The 520-nt window shown below is 47.7% G+C and carries 1 protein-coding gene; it reads left to right on the top strand.

Translation table 11 applies throughout. From position 1 onward, the window contains the following. Window positions 1–520: hypothetical protein (locus K1J10_RS10690; protein WP_223357362.1), on the top strand; the 520-nt coding region annotated here is incomplete at both ends.

Here is a 520-nt window from a genome sequence, read left to right as displayed (position 1 = left end):
TCTGAATCAGAAGAGACATCTACCTCATTAAGTGAATCAGCGTCAGAATCCGTTTCAGAATCACAATCAGTGAGCGCATCAGAGTCAGAAGAAGCCTCAACTTCACTAAGTGAGTCGGCATCAGAATCAGAAGAAACGTCTACCTCATTAAGTGAGTCTGCATCAGAGTCAGTCTCAGAATCACAATCAGTGAGTGCATCAGAGTCAGAAGAAACATCTACATCCTTGAGCGAATCAGCGTCAGAATCTGTTTCAGAATCACAATCAGTGAGCGCATCAGAATCAGCATCAGCAAGCGCGTCAGCGTCAGCATCAGCAAGCTCGTCAGAGTCTGCATCAGCATCAGCATCTGAATCAATGAGCGCATCAGCATCAGAGTCTGCATCTGCATCAGCATCAGCAAGCTCGTCAGCGTCAGCATCAGAGTCAGCGAGCGCATCAGAATCAGTATCAGCGTCTGAGTCAGCGAGCGCGTCAGCGTCAGCATCTCAGTCTGCATCAGTTTCAGAATCAGTATCAG

Origin of the sequence: Streptococcus australis, assembly GCF_019930045.1 — a bacterium.
Lineage (GTDB): Bacteria > Bacillota > Bacilli > Lactobacillales > Streptococcaceae > Streptococcus > Streptococcus australis_D.
Note: the sequence above shows the minus strand (reverse complement) of the source record. Positions and strands in the feature narration are given on the sequence as shown.